This window comes from Bacillus australimaris, assembly GCF_001307105.1.
GTDB lineage: Bacteria > Bacillota > Bacilli > Bacillales > Bacillaceae > Bacillus > Bacillus australimaris.
In genome coordinates this window covers 475,327-501,648 of sequence record NZ_LGYN01000001.1, presented here as the reverse complement: position 1 = coordinate 501,648, position 26,322 = coordinate 475,327, and the positions used below count along the sequence as shown (strand labels likewise).

Annotated in this window: 29 protein-coding genes; 23 read left to right on the top strand and 6 right to left on the bottom strand. The window is 41.2% G+C overall.

The features are described from left to right. Positions 1–39 precede the first annotated feature (39 nt). The 8 genes from mltG to AKG37_RS02670 all read left to right on the top strand — a co-directional run bounded on the left by mltG (position 40) and on the right by AKG37_RS02670 (position 8,498). Positions 40–1,125, top strand: coding sequence for an endolytic transglycosylase MltG (gene mltG, locus AKG37_RS02705; protein ID WP_060697456.1), 1,086 nt, complete (start codon positions 40–42; stop codon positions 1,123–1,125). 212 nt (positions 1,126–1,337) lie between these two features. Next, a complete protein-coding gene (locus tag AKG37_RS02700) occupies positions 1,338–2,003 on the top strand; it encodes an O-methyltransferase (protein ID WP_060697455.1) in 666 nt (221 codons plus the stop codon). Then, positions 2,000–2,929, top strand: a complete 930-nt coding sequence (locus tag AKG37_RS02695; protein ID WP_060697454.1) for a peptidase U32 family protein — start codon at positions 2,000–2,002, stop codon at positions 2,927–2,929. The genes AKG37_RS02700 and AKG37_RS02695 overlap by 4 nt, the downstream gene beginning before the upstream one ends. 20 nt (positions 2,930–2,949) lie before the next feature. After that, complete coding sequence (locus AKG37_RS02690; protein ID WP_060697453.1) at positions 2,950–4,218, top strand: peptidase U32 family protein; 1,269 nt, start codon at positions 2,950–2,952, stop codon at positions 4,216–4,218. Between the two features lie 7 nt (positions 4,219–4,225). Then, the gene (gene udk, locus AKG37_RS02685) at positions 4,226–4,858 is read left to right on the top strand and encodes a uridine kinase (RefSeq protein WP_060697452.1); all 633 of its coding nucleotides are present in this window, start codon (positions 4,226–4,228) and stop codon (positions 4,856–4,858) included. A 639-nt stretch (positions 4,859–5,497) separates the two neighbouring features. Beyond that, positions 5,498–5,971, top strand: coding sequence for a transcription elongation factor GreA (gene greA / locus AKG37_RS02680; protein WP_047202506.1), 474 nt, complete (start codon positions 5,498–5,500; stop codon positions 5,969–5,971). A 50-nt stretch (positions 5,972–6,021) separates the two neighbouring features. Further along, the gene (locus tag AKG37_RS02675) at positions 6,022–7,764 is read left to right on the top strand and encodes a peptidoglycan D,D-transpeptidase FtsI family protein (protein ID WP_060697451.1); all 1,743 of its coding nucleotides are present in this window, start codon (positions 6,022–6,024) and stop codon (positions 7,762–7,764) included. Positions 7,765–7,832: 68 nt separating this feature from the next. Next, the gene (locus tag AKG37_RS02670; RefSeq protein WP_060697450.1) at positions 7,833–8,498 is read left to right on the top strand and encodes a YrrS family protein; all 666 of its coding nucleotides are present in this window, start codon (positions 7,833–7,835) and stop codon (positions 8,496–8,498) included. 38 nt (positions 8,499–8,536) lie between these two features. Here AKG37_RS02670 and AKG37_RS02665 read toward each other — a convergent pair whose 3' ends face one another. Beyond that, complete coding sequence (locus AKG37_RS02665; RefSeq protein WP_060697755.1) at positions 8,537–8,740, bottom strand: YrzA family protein; 204 nt, start codon at positions 8,738–8,740, stop codon at positions 8,537–8,539. A 185-nt stretch (positions 8,741–8,925) separates the two neighbouring features. Between AKG37_RS02665 and AKG37_RS02660 the strand changes: the two genes are divergently transcribed. From AKG37_RS02660 to AKG37_RS18905, 7 genes are all read left to right on the top strand, one after another. Next, entirely contained in the window at positions 8,926–9,567 is a 642-nt protein-coding gene (locus AKG37_RS02660) for a class I SAM-dependent DNA methyltransferase (protein WP_060697449.1), read from the top strand. Positions 9,568–9,582: 15 nt separating this feature from the next. After that, positions 9,583–10,278, top strand: coding sequence for a 5'-methylthioadenosine/S-adenosylhomocysteine nucleosidase (gene mtnN, locus AKG37_RS02655; protein WP_060697448.1), 696 nt, complete (start codon positions 9,583–9,585; stop codon positions 10,276–10,278). 46 nt (positions 10,279–10,324) lie between these two features. Continuing rightward, positions 10,325–11,248, top strand: coding sequence for a PLP-dependent cysteine synthase family protein (locus AKG37_RS02650; protein ID WP_060697447.1), 924 nt, complete (start codon positions 10,325–10,327; stop codon positions 11,246–11,248). Between the two features lies 1 nt (position 11,249). Further along, positions 11,250–12,398 (top strand): bifunctional cystathionine gamma-lyase/homocysteine desulfhydrase, encoded by a 1,149-nt coding sequence (locus tag AKG37_RS02645; protein ID WP_060697446.1) that lies wholly within the window; start codon positions 11,250–11,252, stop codon positions 12,396–12,398. A 71-nt stretch (positions 12,399–12,469) separates the two neighbouring features. Further along, positions 12,470–12,700: a YrhC family protein gene (locus tag AKG37_RS02640; RefSeq protein WP_060697445.1), complete on the top strand. Its 231-nt coding sequence runs from the start codon at positions 12,470–12,472 to the stop codon at positions 12,698–12,700. Between the two features lie 452 nt (positions 12,701–13,152). Continuing rightward, on the top strand, positions 13,153–13,287 hold the full coding sequence (locus tag AKG37_RS18400) for a YrzI family small protein (RefSeq protein ID WP_077233676.1): 135 nt from the start codon (positions 13,153–13,155) through the stop codon (positions 13,285–13,287). Positions 13,288–13,447: 160 nt separating this feature from the next. Then, positions 13,448–13,609: a hypothetical protein gene (locus AKG37_RS18905; RefSeq protein WP_160316318.1), complete on the top strand. Its 162-nt coding sequence runs from the start codon at positions 13,448–13,450 to the stop codon at positions 13,607–13,609. Between the two features lie 43 nt (positions 13,610–13,652). On the opposite strand, the gene AKG37_RS19350 is transcribed toward AKG37_RS18905, so the two are convergent. Then, positions 13,653–13,778 (bottom strand): YjcZ family sporulation protein, encoded by a 126-nt coding sequence (locus AKG37_RS19350; protein ID WP_008342643.1) that lies wholly within the window; start codon positions 13,776–13,778, stop codon positions 13,653–13,655. Between the two features lie 268 nt (positions 13,779–14,046). Between AKG37_RS19350 and AKG37_RS02635 the strand changes: the two genes are divergently transcribed. The 6 genes from AKG37_RS02635 to AKG37_RS02605 all read left to right on the top strand — a co-directional run bounded on the left by AKG37_RS02635 (position 14,047) and on the right by AKG37_RS02605 (position 20,645). Continuing rightward, positions 14,047–14,649, top strand: coding sequence for a class I SAM-dependent methyltransferase (locus AKG37_RS02635; RefSeq protein ID WP_060697444.1), 603 nt, complete (start codon positions 14,047–14,049; stop codon positions 14,647–14,649). 412 nt (positions 14,650–15,061) lie between these two features. Next, complete coding sequence (gene fdhA, locus AKG37_RS02630) at positions 15,062–16,276, top strand: formaldehyde dehydrogenase, glutathione-independent (RefSeq protein ID WP_060697443.1); 1,215 nt, start codon at positions 15,062–15,064, stop codon at positions 16,274–16,276. A gap of 98 nt (positions 16,277–16,374) precedes the next feature. Then, a complete protein-coding gene (locus AKG37_RS02625) occupies positions 16,375–17,148 on the top strand; it encodes a class I SAM-dependent methyltransferase (RefSeq protein WP_060697442.1) in 774 nt (257 codons plus the stop codon). A 43-nt stretch (positions 17,149–17,191) separates the two neighbouring features. Next, positions 17,192–17,941 (top strand): glucose 1-dehydrogenase, encoded by a 750-nt coding sequence (locus AKG37_RS02620; protein WP_060697754.1) that lies wholly within the window; start codon positions 17,192–17,194, stop codon positions 17,939–17,941. 372 nt (positions 17,942–18,313) lie between these two features. Further along, positions 18,314–19,534, top strand: coding sequence for an MFS transporter (locus AKG37_RS02610; protein ID WP_060697440.1), 1,221 nt, complete (start codon positions 18,314–18,316; stop codon positions 19,532–19,534). A gap of 70 nt (positions 19,535–19,604) precedes the next feature. Further along, positions 19,605–20,645 carry a 2,3-butanediol dehydrogenase gene (locus tag AKG37_RS02605; protein WP_060697439.1) on the top strand — a complete coding sequence of 347 codons (1,041 nt, stop codon included), beginning with the start codon at positions 19,605–19,607 and terminating at the stop codon, positions 20,643–20,645. A 313-nt stretch (positions 20,646–20,958) separates the two neighbouring features. Here the strand turns inward: AKG37_RS02605 and AKG37_RS02600 are convergent, their stop codons facing one another. From AKG37_RS02600 to AKG37_RS02585, 4 genes are read right to left on the bottom strand one after another with little or no spacing between them, the layout of a single operon-like run. Further along, positions 20,959–21,672, bottom strand: coding sequence for an amino acid ABC transporter permease (locus tag AKG37_RS02600; RefSeq protein ID WP_060697438.1), 714 nt, complete (start codon positions 21,670–21,672; stop codon positions 20,959–20,961). Between the two features lie 12 nt (positions 21,673–21,684). Next, on the bottom strand, positions 21,685–22,383 hold the full coding sequence (locus AKG37_RS02595; RefSeq protein WP_060697437.1) for an amino acid ABC transporter permease: 699 nt from the start codon (positions 22,381–22,383) through the stop codon (positions 21,685–21,687). Beyond that, positions 22,380–23,240: an amino acid ABC transporter substrate-binding protein gene (locus AKG37_RS02590; RefSeq protein ID WP_060697436.1), complete on the bottom strand. Its 861-nt coding sequence runs from the start codon at positions 23,238–23,240 to the stop codon at positions 22,380–22,382. Before AKG37_RS02590 ends, AKG37_RS02595 begins: the two co-directional genes overlap by 4 nt. Next, the gene (locus tag AKG37_RS02585) at positions 23,237–24,001 is read right to left on the bottom strand and encodes an amino acid ABC transporter ATP-binding protein (protein WP_060697753.1); all 765 of its coding nucleotides are present in this window, start codon (positions 23,999–24,001) and stop codon (positions 23,237–23,239) included. Before AKG37_RS02585 ends, AKG37_RS02590 begins: the two co-directional genes overlap by 4 nt. A gap of 143 nt (positions 24,002–24,144) precedes the next feature. Here AKG37_RS02585 and AKG37_RS02580 point away from each other — a divergent pair, with 143 nt between their 5' ends. Further along, positions 24,145–25,308, top strand: coding sequence for an acyl-CoA dehydrogenase family protein (locus tag AKG37_RS02580; protein ID WP_060697435.1), 1,164 nt, complete (start codon positions 24,145–24,147; stop codon positions 25,306–25,308). A gap of 125 nt (positions 25,309–25,433) precedes the next feature. Beyond that, complete coding sequence (blaBPU, locus tag AKG37_RS02575; RefSeq protein ID WP_060697752.1) at positions 25,434–26,222, top strand: BPU family class D beta-lactamase; 789 nt, start codon at positions 25,434–25,436, stop codon at positions 26,220–26,222. The last annotated feature ends 100 nt before the right edge of the window (positions 26,223–26,322 follow it).

Sequence of the window (26,322 nt, the reverse complement as noted above, 5' to 3'; positions counted from 1 at the left end):
ATCATGTACTATAAAAGCTAGATGTGAGGAGGGCCATGCATGTTTTCAGAACAAAAGAAACGACCATTCTTCAAAAGAAAAATGGGGATCGTCCTGTTATCTGTCCTTGCTGTCATCATCATTGCAGCATTATCAGGCTTTTTATATGTTAAATCAGCACTCGGACCGGTCGATCAAAAAAGCAAACAAACGATTAATATTCATATTCCAAATGGGACATCTGTCCGTGACATTGCGGGCATTTTAAAAGAAAATGGGCTCATTTCGAATGATACGATTTTCACTTATTATGCAAAATACAAAAATGCGTCCGGCTTTAAAGCAGGATACTTTCATTTAAAACAAACAATGGATGCAGATACGCTTATTCAAAAGCTGACATCCGGCGGGACAGATTACGCCTTTCAGCTTGTGATTCCAGAGGGAAGACAGCTGTCTGATATTGCAGCCATTATTGCAAACCAGACTGATTTTTCAGCAAAGGAAGTTGAAGCGAAGCTGGATGATCCTGCTTTTATTCAAACGTTAATGAAAAAATATCCGAAAACCGTGACTTCACAGGTGAATGGAAAACAGGTGAAACATCCGTTAGAGGGTTATTTATTCCCTGCTACGTATCCATTTTATCGTGAGGATGAATCACTCGAAACGATCATTGAAACGATGATTAAACAAACAGATCAATACGTGAAAACGTATGAAAAAGACATGAAAAAGAGAAATATGTCCATACATGATGTGTTAACGATGGCATCACTCATTGAAATGGAAGCAACGGAAAAGACGGATCGGGCAAAAATTTCAAGTGTATTTTATAATCGGTTGAAAAAGGACATGCCGCTTCAAACCGACCCAACTGTTCTTTATGCACTGGGTGAGCATAAATCCCGCGTTTATTACAAAGACCTAAAGGTGAAATCTCCTTATAATACGTATAACAACAAAGGGCTGCCGCCTGGACCTATTGCAAATGCTGGTGAATCCTCTTGGAAAGCCGCACTGCATCCAGAGAAAACGAATTACGTTTATTTCCTTGCAAAGAAAAATGGAGAAGTCGTATTTACGAAAACGTTAAATGAACACAACAAAGCGAAAGCGAAATACATCACAGGCAGTACCAATTGACGTACAAGTGAATCGAAAAAGACTGTAGACAATAAGAGATTGCCTGCAGTTTTTTTCGGTTGAAATATCCATTTTATAGGTTCGCAATTACCACTTCTTTGTGGTAAAATATATCGGGTTGTTTTTACTTAGATGAACGAAAGATTGACGAGAAAGAGAGCTGCAATAGGCAGGACTCTTCTTTTTCAGGTCATGAAGGAGCTAGACAGATAATGACTATCGAAGATGATCGAATAAATGATTATATTGAACATTTAATTCACCCAAGTCCTGATGCAATCGCTCAATTAGAGGAATATGCAAAAGAGCATCATGTGCCAATCATGGAAAAGGTAAGCATCGAACTTTTACTGCAGCTTCTTTCGATGAAAAAGCCGAAGAAAATTCTTGAGGTTGGGACAGCAATTGGCTATTCTGCTATTCGAATGGCGACAGCTCTGCCAGATGCTGAGATTTATACGATTGAGCGAAATGCGAAACGCTATGAAGAAGCGACACGGAACATTGAGGAATTAAAGTTAAAAGAAAGAATACACGTGTTTTTTGGTGATGCCATGGAATCGGCTAAAACGGTCCAAACGATGGCGCCCTATGATGTGATCTTTATTGATGCCGCAAAAGGGCAGTACAAGCGTTTTTTTGAACTGTTTGAACCGATGCTCGCTCATGACGGAATGATTATTACAGACAATGTATTATTCAAAGGCTTAGTGGCGACGAATTATGAAGAAGAGATTGAAGATAAACGAAAAAAACAATTAATCGGAAAAATTGATCGATACAATCAATGGCTCATGTCAAACCCTGATTTCCAAACGTGCATTATTCCAGTGGGAGACGGCATCGCCATTAGTACAAAAAGAGGTGACCAATCATGAAGAAACCAGAATTGCTTGTGACGCCAAGCGGCGTGTCAGACGTACTGCCATTAATCGAGGCAGGAGCTGATGCATTCTTAATAGGCGAACAAACATATGGTATTCGTCTTGCAGGTGAGTTTTCAAGAGAAGATGTGAAAAAAACAGTTGAGCTTGCACATGCCCATCACAAAAAAGTGTATGTGGCTATGAATGCGATTTTTCATAATGACCGCGTCCAGCTTCTTGGAGATTATTTAACCTTTCTCGATTCAATAGACGTGGATGGCGTTGTCTTTGGAGACCCAGCTGTGATCATGGCTGCAAAGGAGACAGGGGTCAGCCTGAATCTGCACTGGAGTACAGAAACGACTGGGACAAACTATTACACTTGTAACTACTGGGGCAGAAAAGGCGCATCACGTGCTGTTCTTGCCAAAGAGCTAAACATGGACAGTGTGATCGACATCAAAGAAAATGCTGAGGTGGAAATCGAAATTCAGGTTCATGGCATGACATGTATGTTTCAATCGAAACGTACGCTCATCGGGAACTATTTTGAATACCAAGGCAAACAAATGGACGTCGAAGGCAGAAATATGGAGGAAGGACTATTCCTACATGACCAAGAGCGTCAAAACAAATACCCTATTTTTGAGGATGCAAACGGCACCCATATTATGAGTCCAAACGACGTGTGCATGATTGACGAATTAGAAGAGTTTGTTGACGCAGGCATTGAATCATTTAAAATTGACGGAATTTTAAAGTCACTCTCTTATATGACAGAAGTGACATCACTATATCGAAAAGCAATTGATTTACTAACGACTGACAAAGACGCGTATGAAGATCAGAAAGAGGACTGGGTGAAACGGATTGAAGAGATTCAGCCAGTGAATCGTTCGATTGATACAGGATTCTTCTTTAAAGAAACGGTTTATTAATATAAGAGGAGGCAGAAGAAATGGCATTATTGAAAGATGGTATTTCTGAAATGATTAATGGGAAACGTGTCATTACAAAAAAACCAGAACTGCTTGCACCCGCAGGAAACTTGGAAAAGCTGAAAGTTGCTGTACATTACGGAGCAGATGCGGTCTTTATTGGCGGAAAAGAATTCGGACTTCGCTCAAATGCAGATAACTTTTCAATTGAAGAAATGGCTGAAGGCGTCGCATTTGCAAACAAATATGGTGCACGAATTTATGTGACAACGAATATCTTTGCACACAATGAGAACATGGATGGGCTGGAGGAATACCTTCAAGGGATTGAAGGCGCTGGAGTAGCAGGTATTATCGTGGCCGACCCACTCATCATTGAAACATGTAAACGTGTCGCACCGAAGCTGGAAGTTCATTTAAGCACACAGCAATCTCTTTCGAATTGGAAAGCAGTTCAATTTTGGAAGGAAGAAGGGCTTGAGCGCGTAGTTCTTGCACGCGAAACAAGTGCGTTAGAAATTAGAGAAATGAAAGAAAAAGTCGATATTGAAATCGAAACGTTCATTCACGGTGCGATGTGTATTGCTTACTCTGGCCGCTGTGTGCTTAGTAACCATATGACGGCAAGAGATTCTAACCGCGGAGGCTGCTGCCAGTCTTGTCGCTGGGATTATGATCTTTATAAACTAGAAGGATCTGAGGAAGCGCCATTATTTGGTGAAGAAGATGCACCATTTGCGATGAGTCCAAAAGACTTAAAGCTTGTTGAATCCATTCCCCAAATGATCGAAATGGGAATTGACAGCTTAAAAATCGAAGGACGGATGAAATCCATTCATTATGTAGCCACTGTTGTAAGTGTGTACCGCAAAGTCATCGATGCCTATTGTGCTGATCCAGACAATTTTGTCATTCAGCAGGAATGGTTAGATGAATTAGATAAATGTGCAAACCGTGACACAGCGCCGGCCTTTTTCGAAGGCGTACCAGGAACAGATGAACAAATGTTTGGCAGTCATGGAAAGAAAACGACATTTGATTTCGCAGGTCTTGTTCTTCATTATGATGAAAAAGAACAAATCGTGACATTGCAGCAGCGTAACTTCTTTAAAACTGGAGATGAAGTCGAATTCTTCGGACCAGAAATTGAGAATTTTACATGCAAAATTGAGACGATTTGGGATGAAAAAGGAAATGAACTAGATGCCGCTCGTCATCCGCTGCAAATCGTGAAATTCAAGCTTGATCAAAAAGTATACCCTAGCAACATGATGAGAAAGGGGAAATAACAGTCACATGAGGAGTAAACCAGTTGTCATTGGAATTGCTGGCGGCTCGGGTTCAGGTAAAACGAGCGTCACCAATTCAATCTATGAAAAATTTAAAGGACATTCCATCCTCATGCTTCAGCAAGATTTATATTACAAAAATCAAAGTCATATGCCATTTGAAGAGCGCCTGCTCACGAACTATGATCATCCGCTTGCATTCGACAATGACCTGATGTTTGAGCATTTGGAACAGCTCCTAAGGTACGAATCCATTGAAAAACCAATATATGATTTTAAACTAAACACACGTTCAGAAGAGACTGTTCATGTTGAGCCGAAGGATGTCATCATCGTAGAGGGCATCTTTGCACTTGAAGACGAACGTCTAAGAGATTTAATGGACATTAAACTGTATGTCGATACAGATGCAGACCTTCGCATCATTCGCCGTATTTTACGCGATACGAAGGAAAGAGGCCGCTCGATCGACTCTGTGATTGAACAATACGTATCTGTTGTCAGACCCATGCATAATCAATTCATTGAACCGACAAAGCGATACGCCGATATCATCATCCCAGAAGGCGGGCAAAACCATGTGGCAATTGATCTCATGGTGACAAAAATTCAAACGATTCTTCAAGATCGAGCAGAGTAAATGGTGAAGAAGAAAAAGACCTTTACATTGTAAAGGTCTTTTCAGCATCGTGATGCAGAGAATCTACCAATATTTCACTTGTTTCTATTGATAGATGATTTGTATGTATTTTGAACAAATCACAGCTTAAATGGTAGATTAGGTATGATAGGAAAACAATGATGTGAAATAGATGTAGAAAAATGCTGTTTTTAAGCTGAATATCAAAGTTGTTTTGAATTTGTAAAACTATATTAAAAAACCAACAAACAAATCATCACAAATTTTCAAACAATTCTTGATCAAAACGCAATTTTGTAATAATATAGCATAGACATATCGTACACTGACCATATTATGTATTGGAAGATGGAGAATGGGTAAGCTATTCTTCTACATATGATCGAAATGGCCGAACGAGGTACAGGAGCTTCCTGTGCCTTTCCACAGTTTGTGCGATTTTAGACCGCTGCGGAGTGGTCCTGTCTAATAAAAGGCATAATAGTTGCATCTAAAAGGGACGCCATGTAAGATGGACTTTTACGAATATGGTACAGAAGGAATGAGGGCCTGAACATGTCCTCATTCTTGTATATTTCAGTCGTCACTCACGTGCAGAAAGTTTGTATGATGAGGATTAATAGAAGGAGTGAATGATTCATGGCACAAGAGAAAGTATTTCCAATGACAGAAGAAGGAAAGCGTAAATTAGAAGAAGAACTTGAACATTTGAAAACGGTTAAACGTAAAGAGGTTGTAGAGCGTATTAAAATTGCTAGAAGTTTTGGAGACCTCTCTGAAAACTCGGAATATGATTCAGCGAAAGAAGAGCAAGCGTTTGTAGAAGGTCGTATTACAACGCTTGATAATATGATTCGTAATGCCAAAATTATCGAAGATGAAGGGAATTCAAATGTTGTTTCACTTGGTAAAACGGTGACATTCGTTGAATTACCAGATGGCGAAGAAGAGTCTTACACCATTGTGGGTAGTGCAGAAGCTGATCCGTTTGAAGGTAAAATTTCAAACGATTCACCGATTGCAAAAAGCCTGTTAGGCAAACAAGTAGACGACAAAGTAACCGTTCAAACACCTGGCGGAGAAATGTTCGTCCAAATTGTAAAAATTTCATAATCACGTTTATACGATAAACACCTCGTCCACAATAGGGACGAGGTGTTTTTATGCGCAAAAAAAGAAGAATCCAATGGACAGGTGCAATTATTTTTGTGTTATTGCTTGGTCTTCTCATTAGACTGGCAGAAATTCAGCTGTTTTTCACAGAATCGTTTTCAAAGCTTGATATCAATTTAATACAAGAAAGTGTCAAACAGCGAACAGAAGAAGTCGTTATTTCAGACGGGCGCGGTGAGTTTTTAGATCGAAACGGTCAAGCGCTTCTGACAAAAGAACAGCCCGCGGTCATCTTATTCCCCTTCCTGCAATATGATCTTCCGCACTTAAAGCAAACCGCCTCTATTCTTGGGATGGAAGAAGATGAACTCAAAAAACAGCTGACAGAATCGAAAAAACCTCTCATTTTAAAAGATGACATCACGAAAAAAAAGCTGAAAGACATCAATGATATGAAATATTCAGGTGTGTACGGCGTATATATGAAAGAGAAGGACAAAAAAAGACTTGCCCTCCACACGCTAGGCTTCACAAGTGAGAATCCAGAATTGCTCAGAAAGCGTTATCCTGACAAAAAAGAGCTTTCCATTCGAACTGAAATTGGCACATTTGGGCTGGAAAGTACCTTTGACGAATTTCTATTACCCGAGCAAGACACAAAATTGTTATATCATGTGGACGGGAGGGGAAACCCTTTGTTCGGGATGGACGTCAAATATACAGCAGAAGCCCATTCCTTTTATCCGCTTCAAGTACAGACAACAATAGATGAAGACATGCAAACTGAAATGGAGAAGGTGCTCAAAGAACAAGGAGTTGAAAAAGGCGGTGCTGTTCTGCTCGACATTGAAAGCGGCAGTGTGCTGGCAATGGCGAGTACTCCGAATGTCACCAGTGAAAATCGGCATGAGGCAAGAAATTATATGCTGACAGCCATCGCTCCAGGCTCTGTCTTTAAAACGGCTGTGCTTGCCGCAGCAATAGAAAAAAACCTTGACCAGCCACAAACGATGTATGACTGTCGAAAGAATTTATATGGAGAGCCTGAAGGAAAACAGGACGTGCTAAATCTGGCTGACAGCTTCTCGCAAAGCTGCAATTATACCTTTGCGACACTTGCCGGCAAGCTGATCCAAAAAGATGAGCAAATCATCGAAAAAACAGCTGCAAAGCTTGGGCTCATAGATCGAGCTGGCTGGGAGGGAGATGTTTATCATCAGCAGCACTTCAGGCAGTTAGATCGTGAAGAATCAGGCAGTGTGTGGGGAGATAAAAGAGACAAGCATGTCAAAAAAGCCATTGCCCAAACCGCAATAGGACAAAAAAATGTCAAAACGACTCCTTTGCAAATCGCCAATATGATGGCATCGATTGCGAGAGGAGGAGAACGAAAAGAAGTAAAAATCGCAGAAAAAGTGCTGTATCAAAACGGAACAACGATGCTGTCCTTTCAAAACAAACGGTCTGAAGGGGACAGCATAGACCGCTATACAGCTCAAAAGCTGCAAAAATACTTAAGACAGGTGGTGACCTCTGACAAGGGAACCGGAAGAAGGTTTCAAGATTTGCCATACGCTGTGGCGGGGAAATCAGGTACTGCCCAAACAGGCAGTCAAGACAAAAAGGGGAATCCGCTTTATCATAAGTGGTTTGCTGGCTACTTTCCGGTAGAAAAACCAAAATACGCCCTTGTCGTTGTTCACCTTGACGAGACAAGTGGCCGGGCTAAGACAAATGATGCGTTTTATGATATTGTAAAAAAGGTCAATGAAATTGAAAAGAAACAGACATAGAACATCCCTTCATGTCATGTTAGAATAGTAAACGACTTAGGGAACAGAGGCAAAGGAGTGCAGAGATTTTGAGTAGAAATTCTCGATTTGAACATCGTGATAAGCGCAGAAAGGCAAATATGGTGCTTAACATATTAATTGGTATCGTTGTGGTGCTTATTTTGGTTGTCGCATCGAGTTTGTTAATTTTTAATAAACCGAAAGACACAGATGTAGCGGATGCACCATCAAAAACGGCACCTGCAACAAGTGAAAATAAACAAAAGTCAGAAGAAGATGTGAAAGACCAAAAGAAAGACACATCCGATGATTCAGATGCAAAAAAAGATGATTCATCTGATCAAAACGACGATACGAAGAAGACAGATGATGAAGAAAAGCCTAATAAAGATGCGTTAAAAGATGCCAAAGAAACAGACGGCGGCAAAACGAGTGACGTAGACAAAACATACGAAAACGATGACTGGGAGCCTGTAGGAACAGAGCAATCCGGTTCACATACAGCGACCTATGATTCTAAATCAAAAGACTGGAAAGAAATGATCAAAGCGATGTCTTATGCGACAGGAATTTCAGAAGATCAAATGACAGTCCTTTGGTTAGGAAATAACGGAGGCCCTCAAGATGCAAAAGGAACCATCCGTGATAAATCAACAGGTGAACGCTACCGCGTGGAAATTACGTGGGTAGATGAAAAAGGGTGGAAACCTGTGAAGGTTGAAAAATTAAAATAAACATGAAAAAAAGATAGCAGCGGTGCTATCTTTTTTATTTAGACCTTTGCTTTAAAATGAACAACCGCTGTATACAAAATCCGATCATCGATCACAGTCGTTTGATGACTGACAGAATGAACGGTCAGCAGAATCGCCTGATTATGTTCAATTTGTTTTTGGATCTTTTGTTCAAGTTCTTTTAAAGATGCTGCTTCAAAAAATTCAATTTTATCCTTTAAAAAATCCAGCTGAAAATCCATTTGATTCACCTCTCTATACTCTCCATTCATCTTAATCTCTCTCCTTCAGAAGGGCAAATATTTTCTGCCCCTCCCAGTATTTTTTAGTAGGAAAGAAACAGAAGATGTGGTAGGATAGGAACTGTTCGACGGAATAAAACATACTATACACATAGGAATAAATAGATAAAGTGGAGGGAAAGAAAATGGGACGTGAGTTTCTTTCTTTATTTGATCATTGGGCTGACTCTTATGATGACACGGTAAGTGGTCATGACGAGCAGTATGAAGAAGTATTTCGCCGGTATCCGGCTATTTTAAAAGAGATTGCCCGCCGCTCAGGCCAATATGTTCTTGAGTTTGGAAGCGGTACGGGAAATTTAACAGCGCTACTACTTGCGGCTGATAAGAAGGTGTTTGGTGTTGAACCATCAGATGCCATGAAGAAAGCGGCTCTTCAAAAAGGAGTACCAGATGTGTTTCATGATGGGGATTTTTTATCATTTCCATCGCCGCCTTTTGAGCCAGATACGATTGTTAGCTCATATGCTTTCCACCATTTAACGGACGAAGAAAAAAAACAAGCCATTCACACCTATAGCAACATCCTTCACTCAGATGGTAAAATAGTCTTTGCTGATACAATGTTTCAAAATCAAGCAGCACATCAAGCTGAAATAGGTAAAGCAAAAGCCGCAGGATTCGATCAGCTTGCAGAGGATTTAGAAACGGAATATTATCCAACGATTGATGTGCTAAAGAAAATCTTTGAAGAAGAAGGTTTTAGCACGTCCTTTCATCAAATGAATGATTTTGTTTGGATCGTTGAAGCGAAGAAAAGGGAATGAAAGGATGTTTTTGTTTTGAAAATCGCAGTTATAGGTGCAATGGAAGAAGAAGTAACGATTTTAAGAGATCAACTAAAGAATGCTACACAAGAAAACATCGCTGGGTGTGAATTTACAACAGGTGTTTATGAAGATAAAGAAGTGATTTTATTAAAATCAGGGATTGGAAAAGTAAATGCAGCGGTCAGCACTACCTTACTGCTTGACCGCTTTCAGCCAGATTATGTGATCAATACAGGATCTGCTGGCGGTTTCCATCACTCATTAAATGTAGGGGATATTGTCATCTCTACTGATGTGAGACATCACGATGTAGATGTGACCATCTTTAATTACGAATATGGACAAGTGCCAGGACTTCCAGCTGCTTTCATTGCGGATGAAAAGCTTGTGAAGCTTGCAGAGGAATCTGCTTTAGAGATTGATCATATTCAAGTGGCAAAAGGAACGATTGCAACTGGAGATTCATTTATGAATGATCCGGGTCGTGTTGCGTTTGTGAGAGAGAAGTTTCCAGAGTTATATGCGGTGGAAATGGAAGCTGCAGCCGTTGCACAAGTATGCCAGCTCTTTGGAACGCCATTTGTTGTCGTTCGTGCCCTTTCAGATATTGCAGGGAAAGAATCCAATGTCTCTTTTGATCAATTCCTTGAGCAAGCAGCGATTCACTCAACCGATCTTGTCCTGCGTATGATAAAGCAAACACAATAAAAGAAGGGGTTTCCCCCTTCTTTTCCATGCAAAGGAAGGGAATTATATGGCTGTCATAAAGGACATTACAGAATTAATTGGCCGCACACCGCTTTTAAAGCTGTCAGGGATTGGCATCCCGGAAGGCGTTGAGGTGTATGCGAAGCTTGAGATGATGAATCCAGGTGGAAGTATTAAGGATCGTTTAGGTGATATGCTCATAAGAGAAGCATTAGCATCTGGCAAACTGCGTCCAGGCGGAACCATTATTGAAGCGACCGCTGGAAACACAGGAATTGGGCTTGCTCTAAGTGCAAGAAAGCATCAATTGCACACCGTTTTTTGTGTGCCAGAACATTTTAGCCAAGAAAAACAACAGCTTATGAAGGCACTCGGTGCAGAGATTATTCACACGCCAAGAAATGAGGGCATGAAGGGTGCGATTGATCGAGCTCTTGAGCTAGAGGCAAGCCTTGATAATGCCTATTGCGTTTTACAATTTAAAAACCAAGTAAATCCATTGACTTACTACAAAACGCTCGGTCCTGAAATATGGTCCGATTTAAAAGGGAACATCGACGTATTCGTGGCAGGAGCAGGATCAGGCGGAACTTTTCAAGGATGTGCCGCCTATTTAAAGGAGCAGCATCCATCGTTAAAAACGGTTGTTGTGGAGCCAGAAGGATCGATTTTAAATGGAGGAGACCCAGGCCCGCATAGAACGGAAGGAATTGGCCTTGAATTTATCCCAGAGTATATGGAGCCGGCTTTATTCGATGACATTTACACTGTCAGTGACGATGATGCTTTCCAAATGGTGAAAGAAGCCGCTGAAAAAGAGGGTGTTCTCATTGGAAGCTCTTCTGGAGCCGCGTTATTTGCTGCTTTAGAGGAAGCGAAAAAGGCAGCGCCTGGGACAGTCATCGTGACCATTTTTCCTGACAGCAGTGAACGATATTTAAGTAAAGGAATTTATGAGGGAGGAAAATAGAATGAAACCAAAAACAATGATGATACACGGTGGAACAACGGGTGATGAAAGAACAGGCGCTGTGTCAGTTCCAATTTACCAAGTGAGCACTTATAAGCAGCCGAAAGCAGGCGAACATACAGGGTATGAATACTCTAGAACAGCAAATCCAACAAGAACAGCACTTGAAACAGTCATTCGTGATCTTGAAGGAGGGGCAAACGGCTACGCATTTGGTTCAGGGATGGCAGCCATTACAGCTGTCATGATGCTGTTTAACAGTGGGGATCATATTGTCTTGACAGATGATGTATATGGCGGAACCTACCGCGTCATCACGAAAGTGCTAAACCGTATTGGTATTCAAGCGACATTTGTAGATACAAGTGATCCTGAAGCGGTGAAAAAAGCAATTTTACCTGAAACAAAAGCCGTTTACATTGAATCACCAACCAATCCTTTACTTAAAATGACGGATCTAAAAGCCATCGGCCAATTGACAAAAGAAGCCAACATCTTGATGATTGTCGATAATACATTTTTCACACCGTATTTCCAAAAGCCGATTGAATATGGCGCGGACATTGTCTTGCACAGTGCCACTAAATATTTAGGCGGTCATAGTGATGTCGTAGGCGGGCTTGTTGTAACAGCGACGAAAGAGCTTGGAGAAGAACTGCACTTTGTTCAAAACTCGACTGGCGGCATTCTCGGACCGCAGGATTCATGGCTTCTCATGAGAGGGATGAAAACGCTTGGACTTAGAATGGAAGCACATCAGCAAAATGCACAGAAAATCGCTGAGTTTTTAGAACAACATTCAGCGGTTACACGTGTTTATTACCCGGGCCTTAGTGCACACCCTGGACATGAACTTGCGAAAACACAAGCAACCGGCTTCGGCGGAATGATCTCTTTTGATATTGGAAAAGAAGAACATGTGGATGTATTTTTAAGCCAGCTTAAGCTGTTTACGATCGCAGAAAGTCTTGGAGCGGTTGAAAGCTTAATTTCTGTCCCTGCCCGGATGACCCATGCGTCCATTCCAAAAGATCGCCGGGAGGAGCTTGGCATCACAGATGGTTTAATTCGTATTTCCGTTGGTATTGAAGATGTTGATGATTTACTAAATGATATCAAGCAAGGACTAAGCGCACTAGCGAATGGATAGATTTACATGCTCCTCGCTTTCTCTCACTATGTTAAGCTATGAATAGACATTAATACTGGAAGGTGAAACAAGTGAAGAAAAAGTGGAGTGATTTAGTGACAGATTACAAGCAGTACGCTTTTATTTTGCTTGCTGTCAGCACCTTTTTATATATTGGTACGATCTTACCGAACCAGCACATCGAAGCATCTCCAAAAATGCTGATGATGGCAATAGATTGTGTTTTCTTATTAGCAGCTTTTGTTTGTGTTAAACGCGCGATTTTCTTTCAAAAGAAACTGCAAGAATTAGATGAAGAATAATTCGAAAGTCTCCTCATGTGCATGAGGGGGCTTTTTTTATTGTATTGGACAATTGGACAAGAATAATTGTAGAAATTTAGTCAAAAACACAAAAATCATCTATATTTCTAAAAACAGGTTTACAAAATGGTTCTTGCTGGATATACTTACAAAGTAATTAAAAAAAACGTAAAGGAGGCTGAAGAATATGTTATTCGTATCTACTTGGAATCAATTCAACCAACAATTTCATCATGTCATCAGCCTGTGGAAGAGCTCGTGTCCTTCCTTTGCCTTATACGGTGCACGCTTCATAACTGTTTAAGTAGTAAACGAGGATTTCACACGTATCATCCATTGCAGGTTGGAAGACATTGTCTTTTGAGCTGCATTTTAGTGTGCCCGCAGGTCAACTGATAAAGAAGATCTGCGGGCTATTTCGCGTGCTGCGAACTGAAGGGAGGTGAGCGTATATGACAATCCATTTATTTTTTATTACATTGACGATCCAGCGTAAATACAAGGATATTGAGACCGTTCTTTACGAACAAGAAGTCGAAACATTTTACGAAGAAATGAAACAGAAACAACTAAAGTATATGAACTAAAACAGGAAAAGAAAAATGTGAAAAGGAGGAGATTGACATGTTTATGATGCTTGCAATGCTAGATTGTTATACGAGGGAGAAGGACCAGGTTTAGACACGCTCCACATTGATCACCTGCACATATGATAACCGTAAAAGGAGATTGTGAGGTGATCAATGAATGTCGATGTCACCATATATGAGGTTCCCGTCTGTGGGGCACGGGTATGCATCCATTCCGCATTCCTTAAAGCACGGGTACGGCAATCCATACCGAATGCAAAGAGAGCAACAAGAAATGCTCAGACGTTATATGTATCAGTACCGAGCTTATTGGTATTAAAGAAAAGGAGCAGGAAACCATGACGTTTCCTGCTCCTTTTACATTAGCAAATCCAGCTTGCACCGATGATGATCAACAAAATGAACAGTACAACAAGCAATGCGAATCCGCCTGCAAAACCGCCACCGTAGCCACCGCAGTAGCCTCCAGAATAACCGCCAAAGCCCATAATCTAGCACCACCTTTATCTAATCAAGATACATTTATAAATTATGCAGCTCATGCAGAAAACGAAATCAATCTCAGCACAAATAATGAAAACGCCTATTTAGGTCAAAATTTTTTCACTTCCCGCGAAACATTTTCTGAAAAGGTGCCGTCTTATAAAAGACAAATGAATTAGGACTAGGTCTTAAAATTTGTTCTGTGAGAGCCGATAAGAAAAGTAAGAAAATTCGTAAATAGGTTTATTTACTCATGTAAAGCAGGTGTTAACATTGATTCAAAGCTGGATTGGAAAACAAATGAGGGAACCAAAAGGCTTGTTCTCAAAATGGGTTGCCCGCTATATGGAAAAAAATCATCATAATATCAATGAATGGACGATTCAACTCTTAAATATACAAGAAAATGACCGAATTTTAGAAATCGGAACAGGAAGAGGCATCACCTTATCAAAGGTAGCAGAAAAGCTTGACCGCGGAAAAATATATGGAGTGGATGCCTCTCGTCATATGGTCAAATATGCAAAAAGAAAACATAAGAAGCTTGCCGAACAGGACAAAGCCGTCTTCACACTTGGTAAGGCAGAGCATTTACCTTTTGAAGACAGATCATTCAATAAATTATTTACAGTGCAGACGATCTATTATTTGAAGGATATTGAGCAAGTCATGAAGGAAGTGTACCGCGTCCTTCAAGTAGATGGAGAAGTATTCTTATCTTTCCAAAAGCAGGAGCTGGTAAAGGAACAAAAACGCTCACAATCTTTTTCTTCGTACAGTGAACAGGAGATCAGCGGCCTATTTTCAGCGTATCACTTTAGAGACGTCTCGATTTATCATTATGATACATACATCTGTATCAAAGCATTAAAGTGATGAAAATATTTCCCAGGTAATGAACAAGCACTCAAAGAAGAGGCTCATCGTCAGAGGAGCCTCTTTGCTTGCAATCCAATTAAAAATAATAAAGGCTCTTCAGCAGAAGAGCCTTTTGTATGTGATGTAGGCGCCAGCCAGGTGTGTAAGGAATGATAGTATATATAAGGAATTTGTTTGTCGATTAAGGATACCTGTCTGGCTTACTTCTTATATCGACACCATTCTGCAAAAGTTTAGCTTTTTTTTCAATATTTTCTTTTTTATTTCACTGGAAGGCACATTTTTCTCTCCCGGATAGACAATCATCGCTTTTTTTTCATCAATTGTGCCATTTGAAGCAGGTAATGATGAAAGAAATAGAGAAAATTGTAGAGACTTCATTTTTAAACAAAAAGGGAGGAATGAAATCATGTCGGGAAACAAAGGTGTCGTTTATAAAGGAGCAGGAAATGTAGCAGTTGAGGATATTGGATACCCTGATTTGATCTTAAAAGATGGCCCGGGTGTACCTAAAGCCAATGTGGGGCGCAAATGTGAGCATGGCGTTATTTTAAAAGTAGTGACGACAAACATTTGCGGAAGTGATCAGCACATGGTGAGAGGGCGTACAACTGCGCCTGAGGGACTTGTCCTTGGTCATGAAATTACAGGTGAAGTCATTGAGGTTGGACGAGATGTGGAATTTATTCAAAAAGGAGACCTCGTGTCCGTTCCGTTTAATATTGCTTGTGGACGCTGCATCATGTGTAAGGAACAAAAAACCCATGTGTGTTTAAATGTAAACCCGGACCGTCCAGGCTCTGCCTATGGATATGTAGATATGGGCGGATGGGTTGGCGGCCAATCCGAGTATGTCATGGTTCCGTATGCAGATTTCCAGCTGCTTAAATTTCCAGACAAAGATCAAGCGATGGAAAAAATCCTTGATCTGACGATGCTTTCTGATATTTTCCCGACAGGTTTTCACGGTGCTTATTCGGCTGGAGTCAAGCCTGGTTCCACCGTATATATTGCCGGTGCTGGGCCAGTAGGTCTTGCCGCAGCACATTCCGCGCAGCTCCTTGGCGCATCTGCTGTGATTGTTGGCGATCTGAATGAGCAGAGGCTGGAGCAGGCCAGAAGCTTTGGCTGCGAGACGATCAATTTACGGAAACATGATCGAATCGGTGAACAAATGGCAAATATTTTAGGGGAGCCAGAAGTCGATTGTGCCGTCGATTGTGTCGGTTTTGAAGCTTCGGGTCATGGAGATCAGGGTGAAGCACCCGCGACAGTATTAAATACAATTATGGATATTACCAAAGTTGGCGGTAAGCTCGGAATTCCAGGGCTTTATGTCACAGAAGATCCAGGTGCAGTGGATGCCGATGCAAAAGTTGGTTCTCTGAAAGTGCGAATTGGACTAGGGTGGGCAAAAGCTCATACCTTTGTGACAGGCCAGACCCCTGTTATGCAGTATCACCGCAGTCTAATGAAATCCATTTTAAGCGGAAGAGCACAGATCGCCAAAGCCGTCAATGCGACCGTCATTGACCTTGATCAAGCCCCTAAAGGATATAGTGATTTTGATTCTGGTGTGGCGAAGAAATTTGTGATTGACCCGCATGGGATGCTTTCTCAATAATTTTTAACATGAAAGGGGCCGCTCAATAAAATGGGACGGCTCTTTATTTTGATAAAATCACATAAAATAAACAGTATCATTTAAAGGGGAGGAACCAGATGAATTCAGATCAGGCAAAAAGAAGAGTTGTAGAACAATTCGGGAGAAATGCAGAAAAGTATGTGACGAGTCAAACTCATGCAAAGGGAGCAGACTTAGATGTAATCGTTGAATGGGCAGCACCAGAAGAAAGCTGGGTCGTACTCGATATCGCAACCGGTGGCGGTCATACAGCAAAAGCACTAGCTCCATATGTGAATCAAGTGTTTGCAACGGATTTAACGAGAGAGATGCTTTCTAATACAGCACTTCATTTAAAAGGATATCCACAAATTTTTTATGTACTAGCGGATGCGGAAAGCCTCCCTTTTTTAGATGGAACCTTTGATATGGTCACATGCCGAATTGCTGCACACCATTTCCCGCACCCAGAGCAGTTTGCCAAAGAGGCTGCTCGTGTATTAAAGTCAAATGGTCTGTTTTTCTTTATTGATAATATTTCGCCAAATGATGAAGAGCTCGCTCTTTTTATCAATCAGCTAGAACGATTGAGAGACCCAAGTCATGTCTCCTGTCTATCGACAAAACAATGGGGAAAATTGTTTTTAGAAGAGGGATTAAAAGAAGTGAGATCAGTGGAACGAAAAAAACGTTATCCTTTTCAGGAATGGGTAAAACGAACAACGAAATCGTTAAAGGAAGAAGAGATCGTTACAGATTACATGTTAGATGCTAACGAGAAAATAAAGCAATATTATAGGTTAAAGATGACAGACGAACAAATAGAATCAATAGAAGTGGATGACTGGATCGCACTTTTCAGAAAAGAATAAAATACTTCATTCATCCGAGTTATAGAAAGGAATCAATCATATGCTGCATTTTAAAGGGAAAACCGTCATCATCACAGGCGCAGCCAATGGAATTGGTGAATCAATCGCCTCTGGCTATGCTAAAGAAGGAGCATGTGTGGTGCTTGCGGATATAGATGAAGAGAAGGGCAAACGTTTGGAGAAGCAGCTGAGAAAAGAGTCCTTTGAAGTTTATTTTATCAAGACGGATGTGAAACAAGAGAAGGAGATCCAGCGCTTGATGACATTTGCGGCGGAGCAATTTAAAACGATTGATATCCTCATCAATAATGCCGGCGTCATGTGCACAGCATCGCCTTATGAGTTATCAGTCGATGAGTGGGATCATGTGCTGCAAACAAACCTGAGAGGAACTTTTTTATGTGCAAGAGAGGCAGCACGTTATATGAAAGAGAATCCAAAAGGTGGTTCCATTGTGAACATTTCATCTACCCGTGCGACTATGTCAGAGCCTCATACGGAAGCATATGCCGCATCAAAAGGCGGGATTTCCGCATTGACTCATGCATTGGCGGCTTCTTTCAGCCAAGATCACATTACGGTGAATAGCATTTCTCCTGGATGGATTGAAACGAAGGATGAGAAAAGTCTTCGAGAAATTGACCATCAGCAGCATCTTTCTAATCGAGTCGGCACGCCAAAGGATATTGTGAAAGCTTGTTTTTATTTAACAGATGAAGACAATCAATTTGTGACGGGCACAGATTTAGTTGTTGATGGCGGCATGACCAGAAAAATGATTTATGTGGATTAACATGAAAAAACATTGACGCTTTGATCGAGGCGCAGTACAATATGTAACAATTCAGCTGAAGATCGTGATGAAAAAAGACACAGCGTAAATAGAGAAAAGTACATCATAGCTGCCTCACACAGAGAACTCCGCGAAGCTGGGAAGGAGCTGGGGAGCATGATGGAACCAAGCCTCTTAGCTCTGCACCGGATTCCTTCGGATGGTGGTGCAGCGAATTTCTCCCGTTACAGAGAAGGGTTAAATGATGACCTGCTAAGGTTCATCTGGGAACAGATGAATGAACTGAGGTGGCAACACGGAGTAAATCCCGTCCTCAAGACAGAAATGTCTTGGGGGCGGGATTTTTTTATGACAAAAAAATAGGGGGCAACCATGAAAACACATTGGCGTGATATGAGTATTTTACTTGGAGCCATCGGGATTGCGAACATAGGAGAATGGATTTATATGATCGCCCTCCATCTGCTCATTTTTCAAGAAACGGGCTCTGTGCTTGCTGTAACAACTGTCTATATGCTCAGACCGGCGGCTGCACTTTTGACCAATAGCTGGTCTGGCAGTTTGATTGACAGACTGAATCAGCGGCATGTGATGATCAGTTTAGATATCATCCGTGCTATTTTCATTGCATGTATCCCATTTGCTTTATTTTCAGGACATCTGCTGATACTCTATGTCATGGTATTTTGTATTCAGATGGCACAGGCGATGTTTCATCCAGCATCGATGGTGTATATGACAGGGCTGATCCCGGCGGATAACCGAAAGCGGTTCAATGCTATTCGGTCTTTATTACAATCAGGTGGATTTTTACTTGGCCCCGCAGCAGCAGGCTTGCTCTTTCTAATTGGGACACCTATTCTTTCAATTTATGTGAATGCAGTCTGCCTGTTGATATCTGCTCTTTTAACGATGTGTTTACCGAATTTGCTAAAAACAGATGCTGGCGAAAAGGGGTTTTCTCTTTCAATGTTAAAAGAGGATGCAAAGCTTGTTCTTCGATTTAGTCTGACATCACGCCAGATCATGGCGGTGTATTTATTATTTAGTGCGGCGATATCGGTACTGCCTACTGCGATTGATTCACTTGAAACAGCTTTTGCAAAAGAAGTACTGATGCTGACTGATACAGAATATGGCCTTCTTGTCAGTGTGGCGGGAGCAGGTATCATCGCAGGGGCAAGTCTTAACTCGGTCATTGTCGAGAGGCTGTCCGTTTCGATGATGCTTGGGGTCGGCAGCTTGTTTGTGGCATTTGGCTATCTCTTTTACGCTGTTTCAAGCACACTATTTGCAGCTGCCATTGGATTTTTTGTTTTAGCCTTCTTTTTAGCATTTGCGAACACGGGTTTTATGACATTCTATCAAACAAATATCCCAGTAAAGGTGATGGGGAGGATAGCCAGCTTTTATGCTTTAATTGAAGCCATTTTGACAATAGCCACGACAGGGATATTTGGCGGACTCGCTCATGTTTTATCTATCAGAACCTCCGTCATCATTGGGTGTATATGTATGCTTCTTGTCTGTTTATTGCTATGTTTTGTCATCTTTCGTCCATTGACTATAAAAAAAATAGTGCATCCTACTTAGAAAATTAAAAAAATTATGTTATCATTATTTAAGTAAGTTAATTAAATTGATGAGAAAAGGAGTCTTACAAATGAAAGCACTACGCTGGCACGATCAAAAGGACATTCGACTAGAGGAAATTGACGAACCAACAGTTGCTCCAGGAAAAGTGAAACTGAAAGTAAAATGGTGCGGCATTTGTGGTAGTGATTTACATGAATATTTAGGCGGGCCGATCTTCATTCCAGTGAATGAACCTCATCCACTTACAAAAGAAAAAGCACCAGTTACACTGGGACACGAGTTCTCTGGTGAGGTTGTTGAAGTAGGAGAAGGCGTGAGCAATTACAAAGTAGGCGATCGAGTGGTTGTTGAGCCTATTTTTGCAACTCACGGGCATCAAGGTGCTTATAACTTAGATGAAAACATGGGCTTTTTAGGACTTGCCGGAGGCGGCGGTGGATTCTCTGAATATGTATCAGTCGATGAAGAATTACTTCATTTATTACCAGACGAAATCTCATATGAGCAAGGCGCGCTTGTTGAGCCTTCTGCAGTTGCTTTATATGCTGTTCGTTCTAGTAAAGTACAAGCTGGAGATACAGCGGCTGTGTTTGGCTGCGGACCAATTGGTTTGCTTGTCATTGAAGCATTAAAAGCAGCTGGTGCTACTGATATTTATGCAGTTGAATTATCAAAAGAACGCCAAGAGAAAGCAAAAGAGCTCGGGGCTATCATTGTAGATCCTTCTCAATATGAAGATGTTGTTCAAGAAATTGCACGCCGTACAAACGGTGGCGTCGATGTTTCTTTTGAAGTGACAGGTGTACCTGTTGTATTGAAGCAAGCAATTCAATCAACTAAAATTGCAGGCGAAACAGTCATTGTGAGTATTTGGGAAAAAGGCGCAGAAATTATGCCAAACGACATCGTCATTAAAGAACGTACAGTGAAAGGAATTATCGGCTACAGAGACGTATTCCCATCTGTATTAAACTTAATGAGAAAAGGCTATTTCTCTGCAGACACGCTCGTCACGAAAAAAATCAAGCTGGACGATGTGATCGAGGATGGTTTCCATGCATTAATCAATGAAAAAGATCAAGTGAAAATTTTAGTTAGTGCTGAATAAGTAGGATAACAAAGGGAATGGCATAAGCCATTCTCTTTTTTTATGTGATCAGGTCATTTTCATAAAGAGAGCCGTGGTTGAATAGTGATAAGTGAAAAGATGCCTCTAAGCCTGATCTAATTGATGCAATTGTTTAACTTCTCAAGAGGGGAAGAAAGCAAGGAAGGCAGATGGCCGCAGCATAGATGGAATTTGTACCTGTCGTATTTGGCTCAGGCCCAAAACTAAAACCCGCACCAAAGAAACTGTCTAACACACCAAACAAAAAGAATGAATAAAAAAATCGATCAGGTTTTCGGGCCTGATCGATTTTTTAACGTCCGAGAGATCTTCCGTACACGCTGACACGCTTCTCTAACAAGGCAAAAGCTAATTCAAAGAAAATGCTCAGCAGCCAATAGATCAAAGCAGAGACGAGGTAAGTTTCTAAAAACTGATACCCATCATTTGCAATGATTCGGGAAATACCCATGATTTCGAGTACACCAATTGTAAACGCAAGAGATGTCGCTTTTAATAGCTGAACGAGCTGATTGCCTAGGTTCGGTAAGGCGACAACAAATGCCTGCGGCAAAATAATGCGCAGCATCGCCTGCCTTGTGGTCATACCTACAATTTTTGCCGCTTCAAGCTGCCCTTTGTCTACCGCGAAAAGCGCACTCCGAACCACCTCTGTTAAATGGGCGGCTGAATGGAGGCTGAAGGTAATAAGGGCAACAGCTAACGGGGAGACGATATCCGGATGAAAAGTCAGCCCGAATGTGCCGCTCATGCTCGTTAAAAGAAAAGGTAGCCCATAAAAGAAAGCAAACAGTTGAACAATAAGAGGCGTTCCTCTAAAAAAGGAGACATAGAGCGTGACAAACTGTCTAAAGACAGGGATACGAAAGAGACGAATGAAAGCAAAAACAGATCCAATTAAAAGGCTCACAGCCATGGAAACAAGTGCAATCAATAAGGTAAAAGGAACGCCCTTTAGAATATGAGGTACTTGGTCAATCGCAAATGGAATATCAATGGTTTGCATCAAATCGCCTCCTTAGCGTGACAGGCTGGTGCGGCCTTTCACAAATTTCTTTTCAAGCAGCATGGTGATCAGTTCAATGCACATACATATAAGCCAGTACACAATCGCAATGATCACATACACTTCAAACATGCCGATTCCATAGTTATTACCTAGAATGATCTTCACCTGTCCCATGATATCAATGAGCCCGATCGTAAACGCAATCGCCGTGTCTTTCACGAGATCAATGGTGTAATTTCCGAGGTTTGGCAGTGCAATGAGAAAGGCCTGGGGAATAATGATCCTGATCAAGGCCTGAGTATCTGTCATCCCAACAATGTAGGCCGCTTCAAGCTGATCTTTCCCAACAGATGAATACGCACTGCGAAAAACTTCAGATAAATAAGCACCCGTATGTAAAGAAAATGTCATCATCACAAATAACACACGATCCCAATGATTGATTTCAATCCCTGCCAAAAGTAAAAGCTGAGGCAGTCCAAAATAAATTAAGAATAACTGAACAATTAAAGGCGTACTTCGTGTAAAAGATAAATAAACGACGGCCAATTGCTTCAACACTGGGATATGTTTAATACGAATGCATGCAAATACGAGTCCTATGATGATAGCAAATAGCAATGACACTGCAATAATAAGAAAAGTGAGTGGCAGGCGTTCAAGTACCTGTAAAAAAATTCGCAGCCAATCTCCAGCTGTAAACGTCATGACGCTTCCTTCCTTTCTTCATATTGGTAGCCTTGCTCTGAGATGTAGTCAATATTTTGAAAGAAATCAACCCCAAACCACTTTTTGGCAAGCTTAGGCAATGTTCCATCATCAATCATCTTTTGTGTAACCCGGTCCAAATCTTCTGCAAGCTGCTTTTCACTTGGCTGTAAGACGAGATAAATGGGTTCCTTTGACACTATGCCGCCAACCTTGACCTTCAGGTTCAGATGCTTTTGAATGGTATCAAAGGTCGAAATGTTCATAAATGCCGCATCGGACCGTCCGCTTTCAACGCGCTTTAAGTTGAGTTCATTTGAAGGGCTTTCAATGGTTGTCAGCGGAATATCCGGATCATGTTCTTCATTATATTGATTTAATATCGAACGTAAGCCCCCGCTAGGACTGACAGGAGCGAGCTTTTTGGATGTCAAATCTTCAAGCGATTGAATATCTTGGTTTGATTCATTCACAATTAAGCCTGTCATTGAATAGCCGTACGGAACCTTAGGATAAAGGAACCGCTTTTCGCGTTCAGGGTTACTAAAAAACCAATTAGCTGCCATTTCAAACTTCCCTGCGCCAACACCAATTAAATTGGATTCTTCCTCGCCAAAGATGTAATCAAAATGTATGTGCGGAAGTCTTTTTTCCACTTCATTTAAATAATCAATGTTATAGCCAATCGGTTCGTTTCGGTCATTTGTTGCTAAAAAGGGGGGATTGACCTCTGCACTCAGTGCGACTTTCACAATTTGTTTCCCATCATCTGTTGTTGTTTTTACACTGCTGCAGCCAATAAGAGAGAGGAGAAACAGAAGGACACCAGATGTCATGAATGCTGTCTTTTGCTTCATATGTCTTCCTCCGATCCTTGCCACATTCCACGATGAATTCTGGATAAAAATTGTTTCGTTCGTTCATGCTGAGGCTTCATCAGGACGTCTTCTGGTGAGCCTTTTTCGACAATTTCCCCATCTGCCATAAAGATCACCGTATCCGCTACATCCTTTGCAAACGAAATTTCATGTGTCACAATGACCATCGTCATCCCTTGGCTCGCAATATCCTTGATCATTTCAAGGATTTCTCCTACCATCTCTGGGTCCAGTGCGGACGTAGGTTCATCAAACAAAAGCACAGCAGGGTTCATCGCAAGAGCACGGGCAATTCCAATGCGCTGCTGCTGACCACCAGATAATTCACTCGGAAATGCATCTTTTTTATGCAGCAGTCCAATCCGCGCTAAAAATTGCTCTCCAACTTTTTCAGCATCTTTCTTAGACATGTTTTGAGACACAATCAATCCTTCTGTAATATTTTCAAGTGCTCGTTTATTTTGAAACAAGTGATAATGCTGAAATACCATGGAAGATTGCTGTCTTAATTTTAAAAGATCTTTTTTATGGTATCGTTCAAATTGAATCGTTGCTTCTCCAACAGTCAGCTCTCCTTTATCTGGAATGTCGAGGCTGTTTAAACTGCGAAGAAGTGTTGTTTTTCCTGATCCGCTCGGTCCAATAATTGCGACCACTTCACCTTCTTGTACGGCGAAATCAATGCCTTTTAACACATGGGTCTGCCCATAAGATTTATGTAGATTAGTAGCTGAGATCATAAAAGCATCACGTTCCTTTGACATATGTACTTAATATTGATAAAATTTAACACATTAAATCCTATAAGTAAAGTGTGTTTTATTCATTCCAATTGGAAAAATAAGATATCATAGATTGTGAGAAACAGAGGAGTTGGAACGTTTTGTCTAAAGCATTATTTGTCGATACCGATTTTCAAAAAACATGGCTCAATCAACTAGAATCTCTTCGTGAAACGATCGAACAAACCGCAAAAGAACATGATGAAGGCGCTTATTTTCCTAAAAAGAATATCGAATCATTAGTAGATATGGGATATACAACTTTGTCTCTCCCTAGTGAATATGGAGGCGGAGGTCAATCTGTCAAGGATATGGTTCTGTTTCAAGAAACGCTTGGCAGTATGGATGGAGCGACTGCCTTATCGATTGGCTGGCACCAAGGGGTAGTAGGCGAAATTTATGAAAAGAAACAATGGAGTGAGAAGCAGCTGCAATTCTTTGCGGAAGAAGTGAAGAAGGGCGCTCTTGTCAACCGTGCTGTGAGTGAGGCGCAGACAGGCAGTCCAACAAGAGGTGGCAAGCCTGGGACAACAGCGGTTAGATCAGGTGATCAATGGGTGATCAATGGACGTAAAATTTTCACAACGATGTCACCAGCGCTCACATACTTTTTAGTTGGCGTGTGGATTGAAGAAAAAGAGGCAATGGGATTTTTCTTAATTCACCGTGACACAGAAGGTATATCTATAGAAGAAACATGGGATGTTGTGGGCATGAGAGGAACAGAAAGCCATGATTTAATCTTAGATCAGGTAAAGGTCTCAGATGACATGCTTGTTGAAGTGCATAAAGGGCCTCGGGGCGGTATGCTAAATCCTTGGATCGCTCATATTCCTTCCTGCTATTTAGGGATTGCGCAAGCGGCAAGAGACTATGCTGTTCAGTATGCCATCACACATTCACCGAACAGTATCAGCGGAACGATTAGTGATCTGCCAAATGTCCAAACACTGATTGGTGAAATCGATTTACTGCTCAAGCAAGCACGTCACGTCATTTATTCAGCGGCAGCGTTGTATGAGCATCCAGAGAAAAGAGAACTGTTAAACAATGAATTTGGTGTTGTGAAACATACAGTCGTCAATCATAGTCTGCAAGTGGTCGATAAAGCCATGCGTTTAGTTGGCGCGAAAAGCCTAAGTCTCGGCTGTCCGCTACAGCGTTACTATCGCGATATTCGTGCTGGACTTCATAACCCGCCAATGGATGATATGACGATTTCAAAAATCGCAAAGCAGGCCATTGAAGAGAAAAAAGAAAGCTAATATGATCAGAAAGCCGGATGAAACCGGCTTTTTTTATTTGGTAGAAAAGAGGACAAGCGTACCTTATGTCTCCTCGCTCAGGCATGCTACAATCGATACAAATCATGGGAGAAGGAGTGGTTTTTTTGAAGAAAAAGCATATGAAATGGCTGGTTTCCTCCATTATGCTGATGACGCTTTGTATCGGTCACCCGTCATCAAGTGAGGGAACATCACCAGCATGGTCAGTAGATGAATTCTTGAAAGACAGGGAAGGCACATTTGTGATACAAGAAGTAAAAGAAAAATCGCCATGGGTATATAACAAAAAAAGAGCGAATAAGCGCTTTGCCCCACAATCAACATTTAAAGTGGCAAATGCCCTCATCGGACTCCAAACCGGCGCGGTGAGAGATGAATATGACATCAAATATTGGGACGGAGTAAAAAGAGAAATTGATAACTGGAATAAGGATCATACACTGGGCTCTGGCATGAGAGATTCAGTCGTCTGGTACTATCAAGCCATGGCGCGTGACATCGGGGAAGAACACATGAGCCATTGGGTGAAAGCCATTCACTATGGCAATGAAGACATATCTGGCGGAATCGATCAATTTTGGTTAAGCAGTTCGTTGCGCATTTCTTCAATAGAACAAGTCCATTTCCTCAAACAGCTATATGAAGAAAGTCTCCCATTTGACCTATCTGCCATGAGAACGGTCAAACGAATGATGATACAAGAAGAAGAGGAAAATGCCACTCTATACGGAAAAACAGGCTCCGGCTCAGGCATCGGCTGGTACGTAGGCTTCCTCAAACATAAAAACAAAACCTACATCTTCGCCACAAATATTGAAGGCACCGGTATAGAAGCAAAAGAAATCACTTATCGTATTTTAAAAAAATATCATTTGATAGAAGCATCCGTTTAGGATGCTTTTTTATATGGAAAAAAGAAGAAGTATTGATAAAATGATGATATACGGATTTATTTTAGAGAAAGAACGAAAAATCACATGAATGATGTAGAAA

Bases quoted from the DNA above. Each gene is read 5' to 3' on its own strand.
- mltG (WP_060697456.1), top strand. From the start codon at position 40: ATGTTTTCAGAACAAAAGAAACGACCATTCTTCAAAAGAAAAATGGGG.
- AKG37_RS02700 (WP_060697455.1), top strand. From the start codon at position 1,338: ATGACTATCGAAGATGATCGAATAAATGATTATATTGAACATTTAATT.
- AKG37_RS02695 (WP_060697454.1), top strand. From the start codon at position 2,000: ATGAAGAAACCAGAATTGCTTGTGACGCCAAGCGGCGTGTCAGACGTA.
- AKG37_RS02690 (WP_060697453.1), top strand. From the start codon at position 2,950: ATGGCATTATTGAAAGATGGTATTTCTGAAATGATTAATGGGAAACGT.
- udk (WP_060697452.1), top strand. From the start codon at position 4,226: ATGAGGAGTAAACCAGTTGTCATTGGAATTGCTGGCGGCTCGGGTTCA.
- greA (WP_047202506.1), top strand. From the start codon at position 5,498: ATGGCACAAGAGAAAGTATTTCCAATGACAGAAGAAGGAAAGCGTAAA.
- AKG37_RS02675 (WP_060697451.1), top strand. From the start codon at position 6,022: ATGCGCAAAAAAAGAAGAATCCAATGGACAGGTGCAATTATTTTTGTG.
- AKG37_RS02665 (WP_060697755.1), bottom strand. From the start codon at position 8,740: ATGGATTTTCAGCTGGATTTTTTAAAGGATAAAATTGAATTTTTTGAA.
- AKG37_RS02660 (WP_060697449.1), top strand. From the start codon at position 8,926: ATGGGACGTGAGTTTCTTTCTTTATTTGATCATTGGGCTGACTCTTAT.
- AKG37_RS02650 (WP_060697447.1), top strand. From the start codon at position 10,325: ATGGCTGTCATAAAGGACATTACAGAATTAATTGGCCGCACACCGCTT.
- AKG37_RS02645 (WP_060697446.1), top strand. From the start codon at position 11,250: ATGAAACCAAAAACAATGATGATACACGGTGGAACAACGGGTGATGAA.
- AKG37_RS18400 (WP_077233676.1), top strand. From the start codon at position 13,153: ATGACAATCCATTTATTTTTTATTACATTGACGATCCAGCGTAAATAC.
- AKG37_RS18905 (WP_160316318.1), top strand. From the start codon at position 13,448: ATGTCGATGTCACCATATATGAGGTTCCCGTCTGTGGGGCACGGGTAT.
- AKG37_RS19350 (WP_008342643.1), bottom strand. From the start codon at position 13,778: ATGGGCTTTGGCGGTTATTCTGGAGGCTACTGCGGTGGCTACGGTGGC.
- fdhA (WP_060697443.1), top strand. From the start codon at position 15,062: ATGTCGGGAAACAAAGGTGTCGTTTATAAAGGAGCAGGAAATGTAGCA.
- AKG37_RS02625 (WP_060697442.1), top strand. From the start codon at position 16,375: ATGAATTCAGATCAGGCAAAAAGAAGAGTTGTAGAACAATTCGGGAGA.
- AKG37_RS02610 (WP_060697440.1), top strand. From the start codon at position 18,314: ATGAAAACACATTGGCGTGATATGAGTATTTTACTTGGAGCCATCGGG.
- AKG37_RS02605 (WP_060697439.1), top strand. From the start codon at position 19,605: ATGAAAGCACTACGCTGGCACGATCAAAAGGACATTCGACTAGAGGAA.
- AKG37_RS02600 (WP_060697438.1), bottom strand. From the start codon at position 21,672: ATGCAAACCATTGATATTCCATTTGCGATTGACCAAGTACCTCATATT.
- AKG37_RS02595 (WP_060697437.1), bottom strand. From the start codon at position 22,383: ATGACGTTTACAGCTGGAGATTGGCTGCGAATTTTTTTACAGGTACTT.
- AKG37_RS02590 (WP_060697436.1), bottom strand. From the start codon at position 23,240: ATGAAGCAAAAGACAGCATTCATGACATCTGGTGTCCTTCTGTTTCTC.
- AKG37_RS02585 (WP_060697753.1), bottom strand. From the start codon at position 24,001: ATGATCTCAGCTACTAATCTACATAAATCTTATGGGCAGACCCATGTG.